Annotated in this window: 21 protein-coding genes; 16 read left to right on the top strand and 5 right to left on the bottom strand. The window is 60.9% G+C overall.

The window, feature by feature from the left end:
* Positions 1–41: 41 nt before the first annotated feature.
* From A8B82_RS12555 to A8B82_RS12540, 4 genes are all read right to left on the bottom strand, one after another.
* On the bottom strand, positions 42–1,373 hold the full coding sequence (locus tag A8B82_RS12555; protein ID WP_067292850.1) for a TRAP transporter large permease: 1,332 nt from the start codon (positions 1,371–1,373) through the stop codon (positions 42–44).
* 2 nt (positions 1,374–1,375) lie between these two features.
* Positions 1,376–1,873: a TRAP transporter small permease gene (locus tag A8B82_RS12550; RefSeq protein WP_235604685.1), complete on the bottom strand. Its 498-nt coding sequence runs from the start codon at positions 1,871–1,873 to the stop codon at positions 1,376–1,378.
* 79 nt (positions 1,874–1,952) lie between these two features.
* Positions 1,953–2,990 carry a TRAP transporter substrate-binding protein gene (locus tag A8B82_RS12545; protein WP_067292847.1) on the bottom strand — a complete coding sequence of 346 codons (1,038 nt, stop codon included), beginning with the start codon at positions 2,988–2,990 and terminating at the stop codon, positions 1,953–1,955.
* Between the two features lie 61 nt (positions 2,991–3,051).
* A complete protein-coding gene (locus A8B82_RS12540) occupies positions 3,052–3,834 on the bottom strand; it encodes a crotonase/enoyl-CoA hydratase family protein (RefSeq protein WP_067292845.1) in 783 nt (260 codons plus the stop codon).
* 102 nt (positions 3,835–3,936) lie between these two features.
* Here A8B82_RS12540 and A8B82_RS12535 point away from each other — a divergent pair, with 102 nt between their 5' ends.
* The 10 genes from A8B82_RS12535 to A8B82_RS12490 all read left to right on the top strand — a co-directional run bounded on the left by A8B82_RS12535 (position 3,937) and on the right by A8B82_RS12490 (position 15,466).
* Positions 3,937–4,824: an amidohydrolase family protein gene (locus A8B82_RS12535; protein ID WP_067292842.1), complete on the top strand. Its 888-nt coding sequence runs from the start codon at positions 3,937–3,939 to the stop codon at positions 4,822–4,824.
* Positions 4,825–4,879: 55 nt separating this feature from the next.
* Complete coding sequence (locus A8B82_RS12530) at positions 4,880–6,526, top strand: tannase/feruloyl esterase family alpha/beta hydrolase (protein ID WP_082899282.1); 1,647 nt, start codon at positions 4,880–4,882, stop codon at positions 6,524–6,526.
* 62 nt (positions 6,527–6,588) lie between these two features.
* A complete protein-coding gene (locus tag A8B82_RS12525; protein WP_067292836.1) occupies positions 6,589–7,767 on the top strand; it encodes a cytochrome P450 in 1,179 nt (392 codons plus the stop codon).
* Positions 7,768–7,915: 148 nt separating this feature from the next.
* Entirely contained in the window at positions 7,916–8,941 is a 1,026-nt protein-coding gene (locus A8B82_RS12520; RefSeq protein WP_067292834.1) for a LacI family DNA-binding transcriptional regulator, read from the top strand.
* 95 nt (positions 8,942–9,036) lie between these two features.
* The gene (locus tag A8B82_RS12515) at positions 9,037–10,353 is read left to right on the top strand and encodes an ABC transporter substrate-binding protein (protein WP_067292831.1); all 1,317 of its coding nucleotides are present in this window, start codon (positions 9,037–9,039) and stop codon (positions 10,351–10,353) included.
* 127 nt (positions 10,354–10,480) lie between these two features.
* Positions 10,481–11,347 carry a carbohydrate ABC transporter permease gene (locus A8B82_RS12510; protein WP_067292828.1) on the top strand — a complete coding sequence of 289 codons (867 nt, stop codon included), beginning with the start codon at positions 10,481–10,483 and terminating at the stop codon, positions 11,345–11,347.
* 15 nt (positions 11,348–11,362) lie between these two features.
* Positions 11,363–12,193 (top strand): carbohydrate ABC transporter permease, encoded by an 831-nt coding sequence (locus A8B82_RS12505; protein WP_067292826.1) that lies wholly within the window; start codon positions 11,363–11,365, stop codon positions 12,191–12,193.
* Between the two features lie 12 nt (positions 12,194–12,205).
* Positions 12,206–13,210: an ABC transporter ATP-binding protein gene (locus tag A8B82_RS12500; protein ID WP_067292824.1), complete on the top strand. Its 1,005-nt coding sequence runs from the start codon at positions 12,206–12,208 to the stop codon at positions 13,208–13,210.
* Positions 13,207–13,980 carry an L-iditol 2-dehydrogenase gene (locus A8B82_RS12495; RefSeq protein WP_067292821.1) on the top strand — a complete coding sequence of 258 codons (774 nt, stop codon included), beginning with the start codon at positions 13,207–13,209 and terminating at the stop codon, positions 13,978–13,980. The genes A8B82_RS12500 and A8B82_RS12495 overlap by 4 nt, the downstream gene beginning before the upstream one ends.
* Before the next feature lies 1 nt (position 13,981).
* Positions 13,982–15,466, top strand: coding sequence for a mannitol dehydrogenase family protein (locus A8B82_RS12490; protein WP_067292819.1), 1,485 nt, complete (start codon positions 13,982–13,984; stop codon positions 15,464–15,466).
* 205 nt (positions 15,467–15,671) lie between these two features.
* On the opposite strand, the gene A8B82_RS12485 is transcribed toward A8B82_RS12490, so the two are convergent.
* Positions 15,672–16,592 carry a helix-turn-helix domain-containing protein gene (locus A8B82_RS12485; protein ID WP_067292816.1) on the bottom strand — a complete coding sequence of 307 codons (921 nt, stop codon included), beginning with the start codon at positions 16,590–16,592 and terminating at the stop codon, positions 15,672–15,674.
* A gap of 134 nt (positions 16,593–16,726) precedes the next feature.
* Between A8B82_RS12485 and A8B82_RS12480 the strand changes: the two genes are divergently transcribed.
* The 6 genes from A8B82_RS12480 (at position 16,727) to A8B82_RS12455 (ending at position 23,081) form a co-directional block, all read left to right on the top strand.
* Positions 16,727–18,115 carry an aldehyde dehydrogenase family protein gene (locus tag A8B82_RS12480; RefSeq protein WP_082899281.1) on the top strand — a complete coding sequence of 463 codons (1,389 nt, stop codon included), beginning with the start codon at positions 16,727–16,729 and terminating at the stop codon, positions 18,113–18,115.
* Between the two features lie 35 nt (positions 18,116–18,150).
* On the top strand, positions 18,151–19,350 hold the full coding sequence (locus A8B82_RS12475; protein ID WP_067292813.1) for an amino acid ABC transporter substrate-binding protein: 1,200 nt from the start codon (positions 18,151–18,153) through the stop codon (positions 19,348–19,350).
* Between the two features lie 61 nt (positions 19,351–19,411).
* Positions 19,412–20,278, top strand: a complete 867-nt coding sequence (locus A8B82_RS12470; RefSeq protein ID WP_082899280.1) for a branched-chain amino acid ABC transporter permease — start codon at positions 19,412–19,414, stop codon at positions 20,276–20,278.
* Positions 20,275–21,210 (top strand): branched-chain amino acid ABC transporter permease, encoded by a 936-nt coding sequence (locus A8B82_RS12465; protein ID WP_067292810.1) that lies wholly within the window; start codon positions 20,275–20,277, stop codon positions 21,208–21,210. The genes A8B82_RS12470 and A8B82_RS12465 overlap by 4 nt, the downstream gene beginning before the upstream one ends.
* Before the next feature lies 1 nt (position 21,211).
* Positions 21,212–21,943 carry an ABC transporter ATP-binding protein gene (locus tag A8B82_RS12460; protein WP_067292807.1) on the top strand — a complete coding sequence of 244 codons (732 nt, stop codon included), beginning with the start codon at positions 21,212–21,214 and terminating at the stop codon, positions 21,941–21,943.
* Entirely contained in the window at positions 21,936–23,081 is a 1,146-nt protein-coding gene (locus tag A8B82_RS12455; protein WP_067292913.1) for an ABC transporter ATP-binding protein, read from the top strand. The genes A8B82_RS12460 and A8B82_RS12455 overlap by 8 nt, the downstream gene beginning before the upstream one ends.
* Position 23,082: the final 1 nt, after the last annotated feature.

The raw sequence follows: 23,082 nt of genomic DNA, 5'->3' as shown, positions 1-23,082 counted from the left end.
AGCCGCCACGCGCGCGGGCCATACCCCGCGCGCGGTTTGCCTCAGCCGAAGCTGTCGATGAACCACACCAGCCAGAGCGTGATCGCCGGGAAGGCGGCGAGGATCACCACGCGCAGGATGTCGGTGACAACAAAGGGCAGGGCACCCTTGTAGGTCTCTGAAATCGGGGTGCCTTTTGCCATCGAGTTGATGATGAACAGGTTCATCCCGACCGGTGGCGTGATCAGCCCCACCTCGACCACGATCAGCACCAGAATGCCGAACCACAGGCCGAAGTCATTGGCCGACATGCCAAAGTCCAGCACCATCATGATGGGAAAGATGATCGGAACGGTCAGTAGCACCATGGACAGCGAATCCATCACGCAGCCGAAAACGAGATACATCAGCAGCACGATGGTCAAAACGAACCAGGGCGAAAACCCCTGTTCCCCGACCCAGATCGAGGCCGATTGCGGCAGCTGCGTCAGCGACAGGAAGTTGTTGTAGATGCCGGCCCCCAGGATGATCAGAAAGATCATCGCAGTGGAGCCCGCCGTCGTCAGGACTGCCTCGCGCAGGCGGTCCCATGACATCTCGCCCGATACCAGTGCGACCAGCCCGGTCCCTGCGGCCCCCACGGCAGCGGCTTCGGTAGGTGTAAAGATGCCCGCATAGATCCCGCCGACAACAGTGACGAAAATGGTGATCACCGGCCAGACCTTGCCCAGGGCCACCATGCGTTCCCCCCATGGCACCCGGTTGCGTACAGCGGCAGAGTTCGGCGACACGCGCACCCAGATCGAAATGGCGATCATATAGCCGATGGCGGCCAGGATGCCGGGGATCAGGGCGGCCACAAAAAGCTTCTCGATGTTCTGTTCGGCCAGGATCGCATAGATCACCAGGATCACCGAGGGCGGGATCAGGATGCCCAGCGTCCCGCCTGCCGCCAGCGCGCCGGTGGCCAGTGAATCGGGATAGCCATAGCGGCGCAGCTCTGGCAGGGCGACCTGGCCCATGGTGGCGGCGGTCGCCAGCGACGACCCGCAAATCGCGCCGAAGCCCGCGCAGGCCCCCACGGCTGACATCGCGACACCGCCGCGACGGTGGCCCAGAAAGCTCTCTGCGGCCTTGAACAGTGAGGCCGACATGCCCGACAGCGTGGCGAACTGGCCCATCAGCAGGAACAGCGGAATGATCGAAAAGGAATAGTTTGAAAACGTGCCATAGGTCAGCGTCTTCAGCTGGTTCAGTGTCATCATCGGCGTGCCGATGACCAGATAGGTCCCGCCAACCCCGACCGCAATCATCGCCAGAGCAATGGGCGCGCGCAGGAATACCAGGATCAGCAGGACGGGAAACGACCAGAGTGCGAGTTCAAAGTTCGACATTTCTATTCCTGTTGTTCCATGCCGGCCAGCCTGCGGACCGACCGCCAGATGCAAAAGATTGCCACGATCACAAAACCGATTGCCCCGACCAGCGAGGCCGCAAAGCCCTGCCAGACCGGAATCTGCGCAATCAATGTGGTTTCGCCGTATGACAGTTTGTCCAGCATCCCGAGGTAGAGCCGCCAGGTGCCAATTGCGGCGATAATGGCCATGCCGATGTTGAAAAGCAGATCCAGTGCCCGGTCGAATCCGCCCGGCATGAACGCCTGGAACAGATCGACCCGCGCATGTGTTTCATGCAGTTGGGCCCAGGGCAGAAAGGCAAAGATCGCCGCTGCCATGCCGATTTCCGTGATGTCATAAATGCCCCGGATCGGGCCGATGCCAATATCCAGCGGCACAAAGGCACGTCCGATGATCGACACGCAGGTGATCAGCGTGATCAGGATCAGGATGCCGCCACCGACAAACGCCAGCCCCCGCGCGATGATATCAGCCATTTTGTAACTTGCCGCGTACATCAGCCACTTCCCCATAGAAGCAGAGGGCCCGAGGGCCCTCTGATGTCAGTTCATGACGTCAGGTTGTCTTTTCGGCGATCAGGGCCTTGGCGCGGTCGATCAGCGCCTGCCCGTCGATCCCCTTGCCATCCAGGTCGGCCACCCAGCGTTCAATCACCGGCTGGGCCGCTTCCTTCCAGCGGGCGACTTCGGCTTCGCCCAGCTGGATGATGTTGTTGCCGTTCTTGACCGCCAGTTCACGTCCCGGTGCGTCGTAGTCCCACATTATCTGCGAAGCGAATTCCGACAGTTTGGCGCCGGATTCCGCGTCAAGGATGGCCTTGAGGTCATCGGGCAAGGCGTCATACTTCGCCTTGTTCATCACCAGCACGATGGTCGCGGTATAAAGCGATTCCGCCCCGGAGAATTCGGTGTGGTTCGACACCAGTTCCGTCAGACGGACCGCCGGGGTGACTTCCCAGGGGATCACGGTCGAGTTGATGACACCTTTCGAAAGCGCCTCCGGGATTGCGGGCAGGGGCATGCCGACCGGGGTGGCCCCCAGTTCGGACAGCATGTCGTTGATCACGCGGGTAGGGCCGCGCACGGTCTTGCCCTTCATGTCCTCCAGCTTTTCGATGGGATCGGTGGAGTGAATCACGCCGGGTCCGTGAACCCAGGCACCCAGCACCTTGAAGTCGGCATATTCGTTGGACTGGAAGTCCTCTTCGACCATCTGCCAAAACGCCAGCGATGTGGCGACGGGGCTGGTCATCATGAACGGCAGCTCAAAGACTTCGGTCCGCGGGAAGCGGCCCGGCGTATAGCCGACAACCGTCATCGACAGGTCCACGACACCGTCGCGCGCCTGGTCCATCAACTCGGGCGGACGCCCGCCAAGGGACATCGCATCGAAATGCTGCACGTTCAGGCGGCCGTCAGAGGCCTCTGCCAGACGCTCGCCCCAGGGCTTGAGGATCCTTGCGGGCACTGTTGCCACGGGGGGCAGGAACTGGTGCAGCCGCAGGGTTACTTCCTGGGCCAGTGCAACGCCGGGCATGGCGGCCATCATGGCCGTGCCGGCAGCGGTCGTTTTCAGAAATTCTCTTCTTTTCATGGTCTTCCTCCCTGTTGTTTTCTGTCATCGCCTTACCGGGTCTCCACTTCCCGGCAGGGCGCTATCTGAACTTTGGTTCGCGCTTCTCAAGAAATGCGCGCAGGCCCTCTTTCGCTCCGTCCGAGGTTTGCGACATGGCTGCCGCAAGACTTTCGGTGAACAGGCCGTCGTGGCGCGACATATCGCCGATCCGCGAGATCGCCTGTATCATGAGGTAATTCGAAAACGGCGCGTTGTCTGCTATTTTCCGCGCAAGCTTGCGTGCCAGTGGCAGCGCCTCTCCCGCGCCGACAGAGTAATGCGCCAGTCCCATCGCCAGACCTTCCTCGGCCCCGTAGTTGCGGCCGGTCAGCATCATTTCGCGCATCCGGTCGGCACCGATGATACGGCTGACCCGCACGGTCGCCCCGCCCCCGACAAAAATACCGCGCCGCCCCTCGGGCAGTTGGAACCGCACGTCGGGCTCCGCGATGCGCACATGGGTCGATGTGGCGATTTCCAGACCGCCGCCGATCACCGCCCCGGTCATGGCGGAAATGACGGGCAGGGGGCCGAACTCGATCAGGTCGGCCACGCGATGCCAGTTGCGCGAATGGTAGACTCCCGCGATCGGCGCACGCTGTTCATGCTCGGCCAGGTCCAGGCCGGAACAATAATGTCCCCCGGCACCCGTCAGGATGACGGCATTCACACCTTCGGGCGGGTTGGAGAAAAACGCATCGAGGTCGCCGACCAACGCGTCGTTCATCGCGTTCCGCTTGTCAGGGCGGTCGAAAATGATCGTGGCGATATCGCCGTCAATCTCCACACGCGTGGCCTTGCCGGTTTTCTGGCTATCCTGCATCGGAATCTCCCCCTCCTGCCTGTCCTAGATTTATGTTGTACAGATTAACAGTTTTCTTGTATAGCGGTTTTTAACATCAACGGTTTTGGGGAGGCAAACAGGATGGTCGATTTCAGCAAGGTGAAGGCGATTGATTTTCACACCCATGCAGAAGAGCCCTGCTGTGACCACCGCGACGATGGGTATAACGAGTTTCAGGCCGGCATGGCGGCTTACTTCAAAAATCCCGCCGGTGCCGAAGGCATGTTGCCCACGGTGCAGGATACCGCCAGCTATTACCGCGAGCGTAACATCGCTGCGGTGATCTTTCCCGTCGATGCGGAGCGCGAGACAGGCTTTCGCCGCTATTCAAACGAAGAAGTCGCGCAGATCTGCGCAGAGAATGACGACATCCTGATCCCCTTTGCCTCTGTCGATCCGCACAAGGGCAAGGCCGGAGCGCGCGAAGTGCGCCGTCTGGTGCGCGAGTTCGGTGTGCGCGGGTTCAAGTTTCACCCCACCATGCAGGGCTTTTACCCCAATGACCGCGACGCCTGCTATACGGTGCTGGAAGCCTGTGCCGAAGAGGGCGTGATCACCCTTTTCCACACCGGCCAGACCGGCGTCGGGTCGGGCATGCGGGGCGGCATGGGAATGCGCCTGAAGTATTCCAACCCGATGTACCTGGACGATGTGGCGGTGGATTTCCCCGACATGAAGATCATCCTCGCCCACCCCTCGTTCCCCTGGACCGAGGAAGGTCTGTCCGTCGCCCAGCACAAGCCGAATGTCTATTACGACATGTCCGGCTGGTCGCCCAAATACTTCCCCGAAACCTTCATCCGCTATGCCAACTCGATCCTGAAAAAGAAGATGTTGTTCGGCTCGGACTGGCCCGCGATCACGCCCGACCGCTGGCTGGCGGATTTCGAGGCGGCCCCGTTCAAGGACGAGGTGCGCCCGTTGATCCTGAAGGAAAACGCCCTGCGTCTGTTGGGAGAAACCGGCTGAGGCGCGGGCGCGTCGTGAAGAATAACAAATCACACACTCTGGGAGGAATATTGTGATGTTGAAAACCATAGGAACAGCCGCGCTGTTGAGCGGAACGGCCACATTGGCTGCGGCCCAAATGCAGTGTGACGGGCTTACGCCCGAGGCACTGGGCCTGAGCGGTGTCACCTTTACCGATGTGGCCGCAGTGCCCGCGGGCGATGACAACCCCGCCGCGCAATGCCGCATCCGTGCCACCACTGCCGAACGCACCGGCACCGACGGGCGCGCCTATGCGCTGCGGTTCGAGCTGGCCCTGCCGGAGGTCTGGAACGGCGATTATGTCCACCAGTTCAACGGCGGCAACGACGGTGAAGTGAAACCGGCCACCGGCGGCATGGGCGCTGGTACGGGTGAGCAGACCCCCCTGGCGCGCGGCTTTGCGGTGGTCTCCTCGGATGCTGGCCATGACGGCAAGGCTGTCGCGGATGCGGGCCTTGCGGGCGGCGCGCGTTTTGGCTTCGATTTCGAGGCGCGGCAGATGTACGGCTACAAGGCCGTCGCGGTGCTGGACCCGCTGGCCCGTCAGATCGTCGAGGCCTTCTATGGGGCCGGGATCGGCCACAGCTATGGTGTGGGCTGCTCCAACGGCGGGCGGCACGCGCTGGTTGCGGCATCGCGTATGCCAGAGGCTTTCGACGGTCTGCTGGCCGGCGCGCCGGGCTACAACCTGCCCAAGGCGGCGCTGCAACATGCGGTTGATGTGCAGGCCCTGACCGCCATCACCGGCGATCTGGCCACCGCTTTCAGCCCGGACGATCTGCAAACCGTGGCGAATGGTGTCCTTGCAGCATGTGACGCGCTGGACGGGTTGCAAGACGGACTGGTGATGGACACCGCCGCCTGTCAGGCCAGCTTTGACAGCGCCGCCCTGCAATGCACCGACGGTCAGAACTCGGCCTGCCTCTCGCCCGAACAGGTCACCGCACTGGACATCATTCATGCAGGCACGCCAGATGGCGGCACCCCGGTCTACAGCGATTTCCCCTGGGACACCGGGATCGCGGGCGGCGGCTGGCGGTTCTGGAAACTGGAAAGCCCGATCCCGCCTTGGGGCAAGAAACCGATCATCGCGGTGATGGGCGCGTCATCGCTGGCACAGGTCTTCACCACGCCACCAACCGAAGTGGCGGGCGACCCCGACACGCTGGAACAGTTCCTCAAGGACTTTGACCTGTCCACCCGCGCGGCGGAAATCTATGCCACCAGCGAAGCCTACCCTGAATCGGCAATGGAGGTGATGACCCCACCCGGATCGGACAACCCCGAACTGGCAGCCTTCCGCGATGCAGGTGGCAAGATGATCGTCTTTCACGGCGTCTCGGACCCGGTATTTTCCGTCAACGACACCGCCAACTGGTACAGCAAGCTGGATTCCAACAATGCAGGCAAGGCGGCAGCCTTTGCCAGGTTCTACCCCGTGCCCGGCATGACCCATTGTTCGGGTGGCCCTGCGGTCGAAGGCTTCGACATGTTCGCGGAACTGGTCGCATGGGTTGAAAACGGCACAGAACCGCAGGCCGTGACCGCAACGGCGCGGGCGTCGAACCGCGATCTGCCCGAAGCGATGGCAGACATCTCGCGCCCGCTGTGCCCTGCGCCAACTGTCGCGCGCTACACCGGTGGCGACGAGGGGATGGCGGAAAGCTTCACTTGCGAATAACATGGGGGTCATGGCGCGGGTGCCCCGGCACCTGCGTCTTTCCTGCCTGAGAAAGTTTCACAATGCCTACGCTTGCCCCACTGGACGAAAGCATCACGCTGGCGCAGCTTGATCGCGACCCTTACCCGATCTACCGCCGCCTGCGTGCGGAGGCACCGGTGCTGCGGGTCAAGTCCGCCGGGCGCACCCTGCTGACCAAGGCGGAAGACACGAAATACGTCAAAGACAACCCCGAGATTTTCAGCTCCGACGATCCCAACACGCCGATGAAGCGGGCGTTCTGGTCGCATACGCTGATGCGCAAGGATGGCGAGGATCACAAGCGCGAGCGGATGGCGATGGCCCCGGCCTTTTCGCCCAAGGTGATCAAGAACGACTGGATGCCGCAATATGTGAAGATCGCCGAGGAATACGTGGCGCGTCTGCCGCGCGGCGAGATTGTGGATATTTTCGCGGTCCTGTCGGGGGCCTATGCCGCGCGGGGGCTGGCGATCCTGCTGGGGATGCCCGAAGCCTCGGACGAGGACATGATGGAATGGTCGCAGGCGCTGATTGAAGGGGCGGGTAATTTCGGCTGGGCCGATGCGCCCTTTGAACGCGCGGACCGGGCCAATACGCAGATCCATGCGCTGCTCGACAGCATCCAGGACCGGCACCGCGCCGAGCCGGACAATTCGGCGTTCTCGGTGATGCTGAATGCCGATGATCCGATCGAGGAAAAGCAGATATATGCCAACATCAAGATCGCCATCGGTGGCGGTATCAACGAGCCGCGCGATGCGCTCAATACCATCCTCTATGGCCTGCTGACCCACCCGGACCAATTGGCAGAGGTCCGCAGGAATGACCACTGGGACCAGGCCTTTGAGGAAGGCGTGCGCTGGGTCGCGCCGATCCAGGCCTCATCGCGGCTGGTCACGCAGGACACCGAATTGCGCGGATACACGATCCCAAAAGGCGATACCGTGATGACCATTCAGGCCAGCGCCAACCGGGACGAAGACATCTATCAAGACGGCGAAAACTATAACGTCTACCGCGACAAGGCCCCGCATCAGGCCTTTGGCAACGGGCCGCATTTCTGCCAGGGCACCCACGTCGCCCGCCGGGCTGTGGGGCAGATCATGCTGCCGATGCTGTTCGACCGCTTCCCGAAGATGAGCATCCCTGACAGGGATGATGTGATCTGGAAAGGCTTTGGCTTTCGCGGACCGATCCAGATACCGATCCTGCTGCAGTAACGGCAAAGCCTTTTTGCATCCCCCTTTGGTGCCCCGGCATGCTGAACCGGCAGACCGCGGAGGAAGGCATGGCTTATTCGCAAAGAAAGGTTGATACTTTCCGCGCGGAAAGTCATGGTTGCAGGTGTAAAAATACTGCGAGGGCCACATGTCGACCAGGACAATCAGGAACATGGAGGAATTCGCTGCCGTCAGCGGCATTTCCCGGCCAACCGTTTCAAAGTACTTTCACGATCCCGAAAGTGTCCGGGCGTCAACCCGCGCACAGATCGAAGCGGCAATCGAGAAATACGATTACCGGCCAAACCTTTACGCGATGAACCAGAACCGCAAGCTGACCAAGAATGTCGGCATCGTGGTGCCCCTGCTGACGGACCCCTATTTTGCAGAGATCGCGCGCAAGCTGGAACGCCATTGCATCGAGGCGGGCTATCACCCCACGCTGTTCAGCTCCCATGGCGATCCCGCGCATGAGACGGATGTGCTGAATTCCCTGCGTGCGATCCGGCCCGCCGGTGTCCTGCTGGCCCCGCTGGGCCGCGCCTCTGATCGTGGTGCGCTGGAACGGTTCTGCGCGGATGTGCCAACCTTGCTGTTTGACAGCAACGTGGGCGAGTTGGGCCTCGCCTTTGTCGGTTCGGACAATATCCAGTTCACAGCCCATATCACCGATTACCTCTGCCGCACCGGTGAGCCGCCGTGCTTTTTCGAGATGAAGCGCCCGACCAACCCGAATGCCCACCGCCGCCGCCAGAGTTATCTGGATGCGATGGCAGAATTTGGTCACGAGCCCCATGTCATCTCTGTCGAAGGCGATGGCTGGGATTTTGAGGAAATCGGGCGTCTGGGGGGGCACACCGCCTTTTCCGAGGGGCTTTTCCCCACAAACTCCATCCTGTGCAGCAATGACCGGCTGGCCATCGGGCTGCTGACGGCCTGCTATGAAAAGGGTGTGACCGTGGGGCGTGGGCCCGATTGTGCCGTACGCGTCGCGGGGCAGGACGGTCATCCGCATTCGCGCTATACTTGTCCGCCGCTCACCACCATTTCGCATGCCTATGATGCTGTTTCCAAAGCCGCCTCCGATGCATTGTTCGCGGCGATCAACGGGGAGGTGACCCCCTGGAGCAGCACGCGCCTGGAAGGCAGGCTGATCCTGAGAGACTCCGCGTGATGTGCAAATAGTTTACGCGCGATAAATTTTTGTTGACGTCGCGTACATCTCTGCCATAGGCTCGGATCAGAACGTCCAACCAGGGAGGATAACGGATGTCTTTGAAGAGCACGCTTTGTGCTGCAACCGCGCTTGGGCTGATCGCAGCCAGCAGCGCATATGCAGACAGCCACAGCCCATCCATCACCATTGCCACCGTCAACAACGGCGACATGATCCGGATGCAGGGCTATACCGATACATTTACCGAAGAGACCGGCATCGCCGTGGAGTGGGTGACACTGGAGGAAAACGTCCTGCGTCAGCGCGTGACAACGGACATCACCACCAAGGGTGGCCAGTTCGACATCATGACCATCGGCATGTACGAGACCCCGATCTGGGGCGCACAGGGCTGGCTGGTGCCGCTTGACGATCTGTCCGCCGAATATGACGTCGACGACATCCTGCCCGCGATGGCAGGGGGCCTGTCCCATGACGGCACGCTTTATGCAGCACCGTTCTACGGCGAAAGCTCCATGATCATGTACCGCACGGATCTGATGGAAAAGGCCGGGCTGGAAATGCCCGAAGCCCCGACCTGGGAATTCATCGCCGAAGCCGCCGCTGCAATGACCGACCGCGACAATGAAATCAACGGCATCTGCCTGCGCGGCAAGGCCGGTTGGGGCGAGGGTGGTGCCTTGATCACCGCGATGTCCAATTCGTTTGGTGCGCGCTGGTTCGACGAGGACTGGAATGCCCAGTTCGATACCGAGGCCTGGGCGAACACGCTCAACTTCTACAAGGACATGATGGATGCCTCCGGCCCTGCCGGTTATGCGACCAATGGCTTCAACGAAAACCTGTCGCTGTTCCAGCAAGGCAAATGCGGCATGTGGATCGACGCCACGGTTGCGGCCTCCTTCGTGACCAACGCCAATGATTCCACCGTCGCCGACAGCGTCGGTTTTGCGCTGGCACCCGATACCGGGCTGGGCAAGCGGTCCAACTGGCTCTGGGCATGGGCTCTTGCGATCCCCGCCGGCACGCAGCAGGAAGCCGAAGCCAAGCAATTCATCGAATGGGCAACCTCCAAGGACTATATCGAACTGGTGGCCGAAAACGAAGGCTGGGCCAATGTCCCGCCGGGCGCGCGCAAGTCGCTTTACGAGAACCCCGAATACCAGAAAGTGCCCTTCGCGCAGATGACGCTGGACAGCATCCTGTCGGCTGACCCGGAAAGCCCGACCGTCGATCCGGTGCCCTACGTCGGTGTCCAGTTCGCCGCGATCCCCGAATTTGCCGGTATCGCGACCGAGGTAAGCCAGGAGTTCTCGGCCGCCTATGCCGGTCAGCAAACCGTCGAGGAAGCACTGGCCAAGGCGCAGGACATCACCAACGAAGCGATGGAAGCTGCCGGGTATCGGTAAGCCGATGACCCGACCCACGGGGCGGCGCATCGCCCGCCCCGTGGTCTTTGATCAATGCCGCAATTTCATCCACGTCCAAGCACCGGACGCCTGAACCGGCGTTTCGTCAAACAAGGAGACGTATCCCATGGCGACCAAGGCTTCCCGATCCGCCGCCAGACTGATGATGGCCCCCGCCGTGATCCTGCTTTTGGGCTGGATGCTGGTGCCTCTCACGATGACGCTGTGGTTCTCTTTCCGAACCTATTTGCCGCTGCGTGGCGGTGACCAGGGCTGGACCGGTTTTGACAACTACGTTCGCTTTGTCACCTCCAGTTCCTTCTGGCCCGCCGTCTCGACCACGCTGATTATCGTCGCCGGTGTCCTGGCCATCACCATCGCCCTTGGCGTCCTGCTGGCGATCCTGCTGGATCAGCCGATGTGGGGGCAGGGGGTTGTCCGCATCCTGGTAATTGCACCCTTCTTTGTCATGCCCACCGTTTCGGCGCTGGTCTGGAAGAACATCTTCATGGACCCCACCAACGGGCTTTTTGCCCATCTGTGGCGGTTCTTCGGGGCGGACCCGGTCAGTTGGCTGTCTAACGCGGCGACCCCGTCGATCATCCTGATCGTCAGCTGGCAATGGCTGCCCTTTGCGACGCTGATCCTGCTGACCGCAATCCAGTCGCTGGACAGCGAACAGCTTGAGGCCGCCGAAATGGATGGCGCATCGCCCCTTGCACGGTTTTTCTACATCACCCTGCCGCATCTTTCCCGCGCGATCACCATCGTGCTGCTGATCCAGACGATCTTTCTGCTGGCGATCTTTGCCGAGATTTTCGTCACCACCGGCGGCGCCTTCGGCACCCGCACGCTGTCCTATCTGATCTTCCAGCGCGTGCTGGAGAGCCAGAACATCGGTCTGGGCTCTGCGGGCGGTGTCTATGCCATCATCCTTGCCAATATCGTTGCCATCTTCCTGATGCGCATCGTCGGCAAGAACCTTGATACCTGAGGGAGGAGGCCACAAATGGCACGTTCCGTCACGACACAGCGCAAGACGATCAATACCACAATCGCGTGGATCATCGGGCTGCTGATCTTCTTCCCGATTCTCTGGACAATCCTGACCAGCTTCAAGACCGAAGCCCAGGCGATCAGCGATCCACCCCTGTTCCTGTTCTTTGACTGGACCACCGAGAATTACAGCACCGTGATGGAGCGGTCGAACTACGGCCGCTTCCTGTGGAACTCCATCATCATCGCGGGTGGCTCGACCCTTCTGGGCATCATCATCGCGGTGCCGGCGGCGTGGTCGATGGCTTTTGTTCCGTCCAAACGGACCAAGGACATCCTGCTGTGGATGCTCTCGACCAAGATGCTGCCGGCGGTAGGGGTGCTTTACCCGATCTACCTGCTGTGCATCCGTTTGGGCGTGCTCGACAACCGCGTGGCGCTGGTCATCATCCTGATGCTGATCAACCTGCCGATCATCGTCTGGATGCTCTACACCTACTTCCGCGAAATTCCCGGCGAAATCCTGGAAGCCGCGCGGATGGACGGGGCCACGCTCAAGGAGGAGATCCTCTATGTGCTCACACCGATGGCGATCCCCGGCATTGCCTCAACCCTGCTGTTGAATTTCATCCTGGCCTGGAACGAGGCGTTCTGGACATTGAACCTGACCGCAGCACAGGCGGCACCGCTGACTGCCTTCATCGCCAGCTATTCCAGCCCCGAAGGGCTGTTCTACGCCAAACTCAGCGCCGCATCGACAATGGCCATCGCGCCAATCCTCATCCTTGGCTGGTTCAGCCAGAAACAACTCGTCCGGGGCCTGACCTTCGGCGCCGTGAAATAGGGAACCGGGAATATGGGACAGATTGAACTTAAACAGGTGACGAAATCCTTTGGCGATGTGCAGGTCATCCCGCCGCTGGACCTGACCATCAAGGATGGCGAATTCACCGTATTCGTGGGCCCTTCGGGTTGTGGTAAATCGACCCTTCTGCGTCTGATCGCGGGGCTGGAGGACATCACCACCGGCCATATCGAGATCGACGGCAGCGATGCAACGGATGTGGTTCCTGCACGGCGCGGGCTGGCGATGGTGTTCCAGTCCTATGCGCTTTATCCGCATATGTCGGTGCGCAAGAACATCGCCTTTCCGCTGAAGATGGCCAAGATGGACCAGGCCGAGATCGACAAGCGCGTGGATGCGGCAGCGCAGGTGCTGAACCTGGCCGACTATATCGACCGCCGCCCCGGCCAGCTGTCGGGCGGCCAGCGCCAGCGTGTCGCCATTGGCCGCGCCATCGTGCGCGAACCGGCGGCCTTCCTGTTTGACGAACCGCTGTCAAACCTCGATGCCGCCCTGCGCGTTGGCATGCGGATGGAAATCTCCGAACTGCACAAGAAGCTGGCCACCACGATGATCTACGTCACCCACGACCAGGTCGAGGCGATGACCATGGCCGACAAGATCGTGGTGTTGCAAGCGGGTGTGATCGAACAGGTTGGCAGCCCGCTTGAGCTTTACCGCGCCCCGCGCAACACCTTTGTCGCGGGTTTCATCGGCTCGCCCAGGATGAACCTGATCACCGGCGAGGAAGCGGCCAAGCACGACGCCCATACCATCGGCATCCGGCCCGAGCATATCGACGTGGTCGAAAGCGGCGGCACCTGGCAGGGCACCGTTGGCGTGGCCGAACACCTTGGCTCCGACACGTTCTTCCACATCCACAACACCGGGCTGGCCGACACGCTGACCGTCCGCGCCATTGGTGACGTCAGCCTGACCCATGGCGATAAGATCCACCTCGCGCCCCGCGCGGATGAAATCCACCGCTTTGACACAGCAGGATTGCGGATCGCATGAACCGACTGGCAGGAAAGACCGCGCTGATCACCGGCGCGGCGCGGGGTATCGGACAAGCCTTCGCGCAAGCCTATCTGCGCGAAGGCGCGCAGGTGGTGATCGCGGATATCGACAACGACCGAGCAGTGCAGACAGCCACGGCGATGGGCGAAAACGCCTGCGCCGTGGCGATGGATGTGACAGATCAGGCCAGCATCGACGCCGGTATCGCTCAGGCCGTCGCCCATTTCGGCAGGATCGACATTCTGATCAACAACGCCGCGATCTTTACCGCGGCACCGATCGTCGAGATTACCCGCGAGGACTACCAGCGTGCCTTTGACATCAACGTGTCGGGCTGCCTGTTCACCCTGCAGGCGGTGGCACGGCAGATGATTGCGCAAGGTGGCGGCGGCAAGATCATCAACCTGGCCAGCCAGGCCGGTCGCCGCGGCGAGAGCCTTGTCGCGGTCTATTGCGCCACCAAGGCGGCAGTCATCAGCCTGACCCAGTCCGCAGGGCTGAACCTGATCGAACATGGCATCAACGTGAACGCCATCGCGCCCGGCGTGGTGGACGGTGAACATTGGGACGGCGTCGATGCCTTCTTTGCCAAATACGAGAACAAGGCACCGGGCCAGAAAAAGCGCGAAGTCAGCGCAGCCGTGCCATTCGGTCGGATGGGCCGCGCCGAGGATCTGACCGGGATGGCTGTCTTTCTGGCCTCCTCCGAGGCCGATTACATCGTTGCCCAGACCTACAACGTGGATGGCGGACAATGGATGAGCTGACATGAAACTGTCCAATGCAACGCTGCCCGACCTGCCGGATGACATCCTGCGGCCCAGCTATGACCGAGCCGCCCTGACGCCGGGCATTGTCCACATCGGCGTGGGCAATTTCCACCGGGCGCATCAGGCATGGTATCTGCACCGCCTGATGCAACAGGGCGCGGCACTTGACTGGGCGATTGTCGGTGCCGGGGTGCGCCCCTATGACGAGGCGATGCGGCTGCGTCTGGCCGAACAAGATTACCTGACAACGCTGATCGAATTGTCACCCACGTCCCAGTCTGCCGAGGTCGTGGGCGCAATGATCGAGTATGTGCCCATCAAAGAGGGCAATGGCCCCCTCATCGCGCGCATGGCGCAGCCCGACATCCGCATCGTGGCCCTGACAGTGACCGAAGGGGGCTATTACATTGATCCGGTCAGCAAGGCCTTTGATGCCATGCATGCAGATATCCTGCATGACGCGCAGAACCCGGACAGCCCGCGCACGGCCTTCGGCGCGATTGTGGCGGCCCTGCGCCTGCGCCGCGAGGCAGGCACAGGTCCCTTTACCGCGCAAAGCTGCGACAACCTGCAGGGCAATGGTGACATTCTGCGCCATACCGTCGTCGGTTTGGCCGGCATGCAGGACCCGGAGCTTGCAGGCTGGATCAACAGCAATTGCAGCTTTCCCAATTCGATGGTCGATTCCATCGTGCCCGCCACCGGCCCGGCCCAGATTGCCCAGGCCCGCGCGCTGGGCATCGACGACACGGCACCCGTCTGCCACGAGAATTTCCGCCAATGGGTGATGGAGGATTATTTCTGCGCGGGCAGGCCCGACTGGGACCGGGCAGGGGCGATATTTTCGAACGATGTCCACGCCTATGAAACCATGAAGATCCGTATCCTGAACGCCGGACATCAGGTGATCGCCAATGCGGGCGAGGTTCTGTCGATCCCCACAATCTCTGCCTGCATGGACGATCCCCAGGTGGGCGGGCTGTTTCGCAAAGTCGCGCTGCGCGAAATCGTGCCCCATGTCGCACCGGTGCCGGACATGACCCCGGTGGCTTATGTCGATCTGATTGCGGCGCGGTTCTCCAATCCGCAGATCGAGGATACAACCCGACGTGTCGCTTTTGACGGCAGTGCGCGGCACACTGGTTTCGTGTTGCCGCTGGTGCGCCGGGCGCTGGCAGCGGGGCTGCCGATGGACGGTCTGGCCATGGTCGAAGCGTGCTGGGCGCGGATGTGCGAAGGCACGCGCGAGGATGGCAGCGTGATCGAGCCCAACGATCCGATGTGGGACAAGTTGACCGAGACGGCAAAATCCGCGCGCAGCCGCCCCGCCGCATGGCTGGAGATGACGGGCATCTATGGTGACCTTGCCGGGCAGGAGGCCTTCTCGACGCGGTTCGACTATTGGCTGCGCACCATCTGGGAGCAGGGCCTCAGATCGGCCCTTAACGAATATTGCACGGCGGGGTGTTCGAAACAGGGTTAGGTGCTTGATCCCGGCATTTGGTGGGTCGGATTGAGGATGAAACGATCTGATTCTGGAGGCCAGATCTTGCGGGTGTGTTCGCAAAGCAGCACCCGGCAAACGGTTCTGATCTTCAGGCCGACTTGGCAGATGGAAACTGGGAAAGGATTTGTTCAGAGGCAGCAGGCCTTTAGAATCAGGCCCCGCTGCAAGTGAAAATGTGTGCTCAGGGCCAATCCGCAAAACTGCCAACGTCTACTTGGCTTTTTGCAATGTCATTGCGTCGGATTGCCTTGCGAAAAGCACCTGGAGGCTGGCCTGTTTCCGATCTGAAAAACGCGCTGAACTGGGACGTGCTGCGAAACCCAAGATAGTCGGCGATTTGATCTAGTGTCTGGTGCGAGCGTTGCAGCAACGCTTGCGCTTCGAAGGTAAGGCGGTCGCGGACAAGGCGCTGCGGCGGCTTGCCGAGCGTGCGGGTGCAAATGTCATGAAGACGATCAGGCGAAACGCCCAGCTCGGTGGCGAATTGGTGTACCGGCCAGCGTTCGCGCAGATGTGCCTCTACCAAATGGCGAAACCTTTCCAGCGTCAGGTTCGCGGTCCGGTAGCTTTGGTCTTCAAGCATTTCATTCACGCCTGCGCGCCAGAGAGATACCAACATGATCCTGATTTGCGCCTCGATCACGGTTTCCATGCCCGTCTGACCCGCATCGAGCTCTTTGAAGATCGCGTCGAAACAGGCCGACAGTGAGTGTGCGATATCTGGCTTTTCCACAAGGTTCAGCGTAAAGGACCGCGCCGACATCAGGCGCAATGTGGCCGCTTCGGGATTGTGCCCGATCGCGTTGCTTAACGTGCTATCGCCAATCGTCATGATCACGCCGTTGCTGCCTGCCTTGGCCCTGATCCGGGTGTGGCTGTCCTTTGGGCCCCAGTTGATCGCCGGCCCGATGATTGTCTCCTCCTCGTCCTGTTGCAGGCGGACAGCTCTGCCTGACAGGACCATGATGCATTGCACCGTCCGGCCCGGAAAATCGACGAGTCCCCCCAGGAACCGATCGGCCAATGCGCTGCGAAACGCGTCTGCATGGACGGTGGCCTTGTGGCCCCGAAGCGCTTCGAAAGTTGAAAATGACGTCCGCATTCCCGGATAATGACAATAAATGACCAGATATCAATATTCCTTGATTGGCTGTTTGATCTAACTTTGCAGCAGCGGCCACAGATAGGCCGTCTGTCCGAACGTATGGAGGTGCGTTCGGCAGAACCGGGGGGATCATGTTGCAGCAAGTGGCGTCCAGTTTTGGCCGGATGAGGGAGGTGGATGTTTCCGCGACTCCCGTGGAACCGGCTGTGAATGCCGCCGCGGCTGCTTTCCCGATTTGGTCGCGCACGCCGGTCGCTGAAAGGGCAGCGGTCCTGCGCGAGATGATCACTCTTCTTGATGGTCATCGCAGCGAATTCTACGCGATTGCCGCAGAGGAAACCGGGGCCGCACAATCATGGACCGCTTTCAATATCGACCTTGCGATGGCGATGCTGTCGCATGTGGCGGGCCTTGCCCCCGCGCTGGATGATCAGATCGTGACGGACCCAAAATCGGGCAAACATTCCATCATCCGCAGGCAGGCCGCTGGCGTCGTGCTGGGGTTGGTCCCCTGGAACGCGCCGATTGCATTGGGAGTGCGGGCGATTGCCAACGCCTTGATGTGCGGCAACACGGTCGTCATGAAAGGGTCAGAGCACTGCCCGAGAACGCACCAGCATCTGGTGGATGTTCTGAATGAATCCGACCTTCCCGAAGGCGCGCTGACCTGCGTGCTGAGCGCGCCCGAGGATGCGCATGACACGATGGTGCAGCTGATTGGGCATCCTTGCATTCGCCGCGTCAATTTCACCGGCTCCACCCGCGTCGGTCGCGAAGTCGCAATCGAAGCCGCGCGCCACCTGAAACCCGCCCTTCTGGAACTGTCCGGCAAGGCCCCGCTGATCGTTCTGGACGACGCTGATCTGGATGCCGCTGCCGAAGCGGCCTGTTTTGGGGCTTTCTTCAATCAGGGTCAGATTTGCATGTCCACCGATTGGATCATCGTGGTGCGATCCGTGGCCGATGCATTCGTGTCCAAGCTGGAGGCGCGCACCCGGCAAATCGTGGCCGCTGACCCCATGCATGAAGTCACCGAACTGGGCCGCATGATATCTGCCGAGGCCGCACAACGCGTCAACGGGCTGATCGAGGATGCCGTGTCCAAGGGCGCGCGGCTTTTGGTCGGTGGCCAGATCGACGGCTGCGTGATGCAACCCGCCCTGCTTGACGGGATCGCCGCCAACATGCGGCTTTACCGCGAAGAAACCTTCGGGCCATTGGCAAGCATCATGCGTGTGCATGACGCCGAAGAAGCGGTGTCGATCGCGAATGATTCCGACTTTGGGCTGAACGCCGCGGTCTTTTCCCGTGACATTGACCGCGCCCACGACATCGCAGACCGGCTGGAATACGGCGTCGTGCAGATCAACGGCCCGACCGTGCATGACGATCCGGAGATGCCATTCGGCGGCATGAAGCACAGCGGATACGGACGCTTTGGCGGCGCACAGGCCATCGCTGAATTTACTGAAACACGCTGGATCGCCACGCATTCGCAGGACCAAAGACCGAAACTTTGAACGTAAGACGACCAATTGCAAATGGAGGATACGCAATGAACCGCAGACCATTTTTGAAACTTGTCAGTGCTTTGACAATCGCCACCGCCCTGGCCGCCACCGCCGCCAGCGCCGAAACCATCCGCATCGGTGCCGTGGCACCCAAGACCGGACCGCTTGCCGGTGGTGCGACAGTCACACAATGGCCGTCGATCCAGCTTTGGGTCAACCAGGTCAACGCCGCTGGCGGCCTGACCGTTGATGGCGAAAAGATGATGATCGAACTGATCGAATATGACGATCAGACAAACCCCGGCGAAACCATCAAGGCTGTGCAGCGTCTGGCAACCCAGGATGACGCGAATTTCATCATCGCGCCCTATGGCACGGGTCTGAACCTTGCCGCCGCACCCCTGTTCGACCGCTATGGATACCCGCAGATTGCGGTGTCGGCCATCACCGACCAGCAGGCTGACCTGGCTGCAAAGTTCTCCAACATGTTCTTCACGCTGGGCACGACCACGGCACTGGCCGCAGATGTGGTCAAGGTCCTGAGCGGGATGCGCGACGCGGGCCAGATGGGCAACAAGGTCGCCATGGTGAACGTGGCTGACGCCTTCGGGATCGAACTGGCAACCGCCGCCAAACCGCTGTTCGAAGAAGCGGGTTTCGATATCGTCTATGAAACCTCCTATCCGCTTGGCACGCAGGATTTGTCGCCTGTGATCAAAGGGGCCGCGGCCGCCGCGCCTGACGCATTCGTGGCGTGGTCCTATCCGCCGGACACTTTCGGTCTGACCGAACAGGCGATGATCGAAAACCTTGATGTGAAGGCGTTCTACACCGCCGTTGCCACGCCTTTCCCCAGTTATGGCACGCGATTTGGTGCCGCAGCAGAAGGCATTCTTGGGGCTGGTGGCGTCAACCCGGCGAGCCCTGCGTTCATGGAATATGCCGCAGCGCATGAAGCGGTGACAGGTGCCAAGCCGGATTATTGGGCGTCTGCCACGACCTATGCGTCGCTGGAGATCCTTGGCCAGGCCATCGAGGCCGTCGGTCTGGACCGTGCTGCGGTCTCTGCGCACCTCAAGGAAAGCACCTTCGAGACAATCCTTGGCCCGATCAGCTTTGACGAGAACAACTCCAATGCTGCTTTCTGGACAGTGGGTCAGTGGCAGGGTGGCGTGTTCAAGGGCGTGGCATCCCGTGGCCGCGACGGCACCGTGCCTGTCATCCTGAAAGACGGCTGGGAGTAGTCCCAAACGGGGCGGCGGGAGGGAACGCCGCCCCAAAACGACAGACAAAGGAAACACCACCTTGGACATTCTGGTCACAGGCATCTTGCTGGGCGGCACCTATGCGTTGATCGCGATGGGGTTGAACCTGCAATACGGCGTGGCGCGGATCATGAATCTCGCCAATGGTGAAATTCTTGTGGCAGGCGGCTATTTTGCCTTTATTGCCTATACTGCGACGCAGCTTAGCCCGATCCTGACGATCTTTCTGGTCGCACCATTGGCATTTGCGTTGAATTCGCTGATCTACCGCGTGATGCTGCAACCTTTGGTCAACCGCGCCAAGTCCCGTGGCCAGTTGGAAAGTGACAGCATCCTCGCCACATTTGGGTTGTCGTTCATCGGCGTGGGCCTGATGCTGAGCTTTTTCGGCGGTGATTACTTTTCATACAGCTTTATGGCGGTGCCGGTAGAGGTGCTTGGCAATACCTATGGCGCAAACCGTGTGCTGTCTTTTGTCATGGCCGTATTGATATGTGGCGCACTCTATCTCTGGCTGAACCGTTCGCGCGCGGGCCTGTCGATCCGCGCGATCGGGACGACGCCTGCGTCGGCGCGTCTTGTGGGGATCGACGTCAAGGCATTGTCGGCTTTTACCTTTGCGCTTGGCGGGGCCGTGACAGCCGTTGGTGGCGCGCTGATTTCAACCTATTTGACGCTTGATGCATCGACCGGCGTTGTCTTTACGCTCAAGGCGTTGATCATCGTCATCATGGGCGGCGTCGGTGACGTGCGCGGCACGATCGTCGCGGCCCTGCTGCTGGGCATCCTGGAAACGCTGGTCGCAACACTGCTTGATCCGGGCCTGACCCTTGCCGCCGCCTATGTGATGTTTCTTGGGATATTGTTGTTTCGCCCACAGGGCCTGTTTGGAAAAAAGCCGACATGAGCCTGACCAAAACCGATATCCGCAACCTGATCCTTGCGGCGGCGGCCCTCGCGATCTGTGCGCTGCTGCCTTTGGGCGACAATGGTTATTGGCTGGGACTTGGCGTCACGATCGCAATGTTCACAACCCTTGCCACATCCTGGGCGCTGTTTTCTGGGCCGACCCATTACATCAGCCTTGCCACCGCCGCTTTCTTTGGTGTGGGGACCTATGTGACGGGGCTGGGCATTGATGCGCTGCCGTTCTGGTCGCTGGTCGCCATTGCCGGTCTGATCGGCGCGGTGCTGGCCGCGCTTGTGGGTCTGGCGACGCTGCGATTGTCGGGCGTCTATTTCGTGATCTTCACACTGGGACTGGCCGAACTGGTGCGGCAATCCATCACCTGGGTGCAGAACAACACCGGGCAAAAGGGGCTTTATGTCCTGACCGATCTGGACGAAGCAGGCATCTATTGGTGGCTCCTTGGGTTGGCTGCGGCGGTGTTTCTGACGGGCTGGCTGATCGGGCGGTCGCGCCTTGGCTTTGCCCTGCGGGTCATTGGCGATGATGAAACCGTCGCGGCCCATTCCGGGATCAACACCGCCCGCGCGAAGGTGCTGCTGTTCATGCTGCCCGGTGCGGTCGCGGCGATGACCGGGGCCATCCTTGCGCCGCGCTATGTCTATATCGAACCGTCGCTGGCCTTTGCGCCGATCCTGTCGTTTCAGGTGGTGATCATGGCCTTGCTGGGCGGCGCATCGCGCCTGTGGGGGCCGCTGGTCGGCGTGATACCCTTCACCTTTCTGTTAGAGGCCGTGTCGTCCAATTTCCCCAACCAGACCACGCTGGTCATCGGCATCGCATTTCTGGTGATCGTCTATCTGCTGCCCGGCGGCTTTGTCGGCTTGCTGGGCAAGATTCTGCACCGGCTCAACGCAAGGGAAGGGGCGTAACATGGTAAATCCCGTTCTGTCCCTGCGCGGTGTCACGAAACGCTTTGGCGGTCTGGTGGCGGTCAATGCGATGGACTTTGACGTAGCCGAGCGCGAGGTGGTTGGATTGCTAGGGCCAAATGGTTCTGGCAAATCGACAACTTTGAACCTTGTATCGGGTGCTTTGCCGCTGACCTCCGGCACCGTGTCACTGTGGGGCAGTCCGATTTCTGGCCTGCCCGCGCAGACAATCAACCGCAAAGGGGTCAGCCGCACATTCCAGCTTGTGCGCCTGCTGCCGTCGATGAACGTGCGCGAGAATGTCATTGCCGGTGCAGTCTTTGGTCACCGCCGTCGTTGGGGGCATGACGCGCATGATCATGCCGAACATCTGCTGGATAAGGTGGGCCTTGGTGGCAAAGGGGATATGCCCCTGCGCCAATTGACCTATATTGATACCAAGCGGGTTGAACTGGCACGCACCCTGGCGAGCGACCCCAAGGTTCTGCTGCTGGATGAATGGCTGGCCGGGTTGAACCCGACGGAATTGCAAATCGGGATCACACTGATCAAATCGCTGCGCGACGAGGGGCGCACGATCATTCTGGTGGAACATGTGATGGATGCAATCCGGTCGCTTTGCGACCGCTGCGTGGTCATGGCCGCAGGCACAAAGATTGCAGAAGGCACGCCGACGCAAGTCTTGTCCGACAAGGAAGTCATTCGTGCCTATCTGGGAGATGACGATGCTTGAACTCCATGACGTCACCGTCCACTACGGCCAGCACCGCGCGCTCGAAAAGGCATCCGTCAACGTCGCCAAGGGCGAAATCGTGGTCATCCTTGGTGCCAACGGGGCGGGCAAGTCGACCTTGCTAAAGGCAGCGAGCGGGATCTGCGAAGGGGTGGTTGCGGGCAGCATCCTGCTTGACGGGGCCGATCTGGCGGGACTGCCTGCAAACAGGATCGTCGATGCAGGACTGGCACTTGTGCCCGAGGGCCGTGGCGTTTTTCCGGACCTGACCGTGCGCGAAAACCTGACGCTCGGGGCCTATTCATCACGGGCGCGGGACGACGAAAAGATGACGCTGGAGCGAGTCTATGGTCTGTTTCCCAAGCTGCGCGAGCGTGCAAAACAGATCGTCGGCACCATGTCCGGCGGCGAGCAACAGATGGTCGCCATTGGCCGCGCGATGATGTCGAACCCGGCGATCCTGACGTTGGACGAACCTTCGCTGGGGTTGTCGCCGTTGTTGTCAAAGGAGCTGTTTCAAAACCTTACCCGCGTCCGCGATCTGGGGATTGGCGTGCTGATGGTGGAACAGAATGCCAAACAGTCGCTGGCCATTGCGGACCGGGGCTATCTGATTGAAAACGCCCATGTGGTGCATGAGGACAGCGCCGCCAACCTGATGCGCGATCCGGCAGTTCAGGCGGCCTATCTGGGTGTTGGCAGCGCCGGGGCAACCGCCACACCGGCGCAGGCTGCGGATATTTATGAACCCTTGGTTCCGGCCGTTGAGATCCGACCACGTAGCCAGCAAACCCAGTCGGCGGATGCGATCCTTGGCCGGTCCGTGGCCGACCTAGTTGCCGCAGCCAGCCGTCAAAGCGGTGATGCGGTGGCGCAAACGCGGCCTGCCACCGGTCACGGGCCAAGCGCCGAAATCCCGCAAGACCGCTTGTCTGCGACGCTCTCCAGAATTGAACGTGGCGCGATCGAAGCCCGCAAACGCACCAAAGCGCCCGCAATACCCAAACCATCCGCAACCGCCCCGACCCAAGACAGATCACCAGAGCCAAAACCGCCTCCTGTGATTGAAGTCTACCGGGCACCCCGCGTGGAAGTCTATCGCCGCCAGCCCGATGGCACCGGCTTTGAAAGGAAATAGA

It is taken from the genome of Sulfitobacter sp. EhC04 (genome assembly GCF_001650875.1).
In the GTDB taxonomy this organism is placed as follows: domain Bacteria; phylum Pseudomonadota; class Alphaproteobacteria; order Rhodobacterales; family Rhodobacteraceae; genus Sulfitobacter.
The sequence above is the reverse complement of the archived record's forward strand: the minus strand, read 5'-3'. Positions and strand labels throughout refer to the sequence as shown.

Coding starts and splice junctions, on each gene's coding strand:
- A8B82_RS12505 (WP_067292826.1), top strand. CDS start 11,363: ATGGCACGTTCCGTCACGACACAGCGCAAGACGATCAATACCACAATC.
- A8B82_RS12515 (WP_067292831.1), top strand. CDS start 9,037: ATGTCTTTGAAGAGCACGCTTTGTGCTGCAACCGCGCTTGGGCTGATC.
- A8B82_RS12555 (WP_067292850.1), bottom strand. CDS start 1,373: ATGTCGAACTTTGAACTCGCACTCTGGTCGTTTCCCGTCCTGCTGATC.
- A8B82_RS12510 (WP_067292828.1), top strand. CDS start 10,481: ATGGCGACCAAGGCTTCCCGATCCGCCGCCAGACTGATGATGGCCCCC.
- A8B82_RS12495 (WP_067292821.1), top strand. CDS start 13,207: ATGAACCGACTGGCAGGAAAGACCGCGCTGATCACCGGCGCGGCGCGG.
- A8B82_RS12530 (WP_082899282.1), top strand. CDS start 4,880: ATGTTGAAAACCATAGGAACAGCCGCGCTGTTGAGCGGAACGGCCACA.
- A8B82_RS12525 (WP_067292836.1), top strand. CDS start 6,589: ATGCCTACGCTTGCCCCACTGGACGAAAGCATCACGCTGGCGCAGCTT.
- A8B82_RS12500 (WP_067292824.1), top strand. CDS start 12,206: ATGGGACAGATTGAACTTAAACAGGTGACGAAATCCTTTGGCGATGTG.
- A8B82_RS12550 (WP_235604685.1), bottom strand. CDS start 1,873: ATGGCTGATATCATCGCGCGGGGGCTGGCGTTTGTCGGTGGCGGCATC.
- A8B82_RS12465 (WP_067292810.1), top strand. CDS start 20,275: ATGAGCCTGACCAAAACCGATATCCGCAACCTGATCCTTGCGGCGGCG.
- A8B82_RS12545 (WP_067292847.1), bottom strand. CDS start 2,990: ATGAAAAGAAGAGAATTTCTGAAAACGACCGCTGCCGGCACGGCCATG.
- A8B82_RS12460 (WP_067292807.1), top strand. CDS start 21,212: ATGGTAAATCCCGTTCTGTCCCTGCGCGGTGTCACGAAACGCTTTGGC.
- A8B82_RS12485 (WP_067292816.1), bottom strand. CDS start 16,592: ATGCGGACGTCATTTTCAACTTTCGAAGCGCTTCGGGGCCACAAGGCC.
- A8B82_RS12540 (WP_067292845.1), bottom strand. CDS start 3,834: ATGCAGGATAGCCAGAAAACCGGCAAGGCCACGCGTGTGGAGATTGAC.
- A8B82_RS12455 (WP_067292913.1), top strand. CDS start 21,936: ATGCTTGAACTCCATGACGTCACCGTCCACTACGGCCAGCACCGCGCG.
- A8B82_RS12490 (WP_067292819.1), top strand. CDS start 13,982: ATGAAACTGTCCAATGCAACGCTGCCCGACCTGCCGGATGACATCCTG.
- A8B82_RS12520 (WP_067292834.1), top strand. CDS start 7,916: ATGTCGACCAGGACAATCAGGAACATGGAGGAATTCGCTGCCGTCAGC.
- A8B82_RS12475 (WP_067292813.1), top strand. CDS start 18,151: ATGAACCGCAGACCATTTTTGAAACTTGTCAGTGCTTTGACAATCGCC.
- A8B82_RS12480 (WP_082899281.1), top strand. CDS start 16,727: ATGTTGCAGCAAGTGGCGTCCAGTTTTGGCCGGATGAGGGAGGTGGAT.
- A8B82_RS12535 (WP_067292842.1), top strand. CDS start 3,937: ATGGTCGATTTCAGCAAGGTGAAGGCGATTGATTTTCACACCCATGCA.